Here is a 948-nt window from a genome sequence, read left to right on the forward strand (position 1 = left end):
ACCTATGATAGATTATATAAATAAAACGCAAACTTCGATTTGGTGAACCGCCGTATACGAGACCCGTACGTACGGTGGTGTGAGAGGCGCAGTGGCGACCTTTAGGTCGTCACCCGTCTACTCGATTCTATGCAGTTTTTCTTCCGATTGTTTTATGTCTCCAAATTTCATATAAATAACAATTAGCGTGATGTTCATCTGGATTGTTAATTTGCAATTCCATTTGAATTTTCTTTGCCTTTTTATAATCTGAAATCAGTCCGAATTCATTTAGGTCATCAGGTAAAAACGTTTCGTCAAATCCACCACAATTAGTTAATGCACTAATATCTCCATCTTTTTCAATTAAGTCATATCCGACAAATTCAAAATCAGATTCTAATTTTGCTTTTTCATTGTTCGGTTCTTGAATGACAGCTAAAAAATTATAGTATTTTAAATCTTTTACTTTTTCAAGAACATATTCTTTTGAATTGAAAAATACAGTTACCATATTTTGGTCGGTTACAATATATTTCCAATCTTCTTTAGAATCAAAATTAGGCTTAAATGCAAGTCCGTTTAATAATCCGTCTAAAGAAACTAATTCTTTTAAATGAGTCAATTTTGACCATTCAATATATTTTTCCCAACTGAATTCGTCTTCAGTCTGGGAATCGTAAATTTCTAATGCTGTATAGTAAATATCGTTGGTCATTCAAATTGCATAGAACGTGATTGTGTATGAGTTGTGGCGTGGACTAATCACGGCAATTCCAAACGGTCAACTGCCTGTGGAAAATCCGCAGGATTTTCCAAGTAAGCACAGAACCAGCCATAACTTATACACGGCTTAAGTTTGATTTTTAATAAATCAGTTAACTTTAAGCATTAATCAGAAAGAACAAAAGAGCGGAGTAAGGTTACTATACACGGTGAAGCTTTAGACTTCGGCAACATTGATAATCC

At 34.1% G+C, this 948-nt stretch carries 1 protein-coding gene; it reads right to left on the bottom strand.

From position 1 onward, the window contains the following. Window positions 1–127: 127 nt before the first annotated feature. Window positions 128–697 carry a hypothetical protein gene (locus ESZ48_RS19185; protein ID WP_129019111.1) on the bottom strand — a complete coding sequence of 190 codons (570 nt, stop codon included), beginning with the start codon at window positions 695–697 and terminating at the stop codon, window positions 128–130. Between the last annotated feature and the right edge of the window lie 251 nt (window positions 698–948).

Origin of the sequence: Gelidibacter gilvus (genome assembly GCF_004115975.1) — a bacterium.
GTDB lineage: Bacteria > Bacteroidota > Bacteroidia > Flavobacteriales > Flavobacteriaceae > Gelidibacter > Gelidibacter gilvus.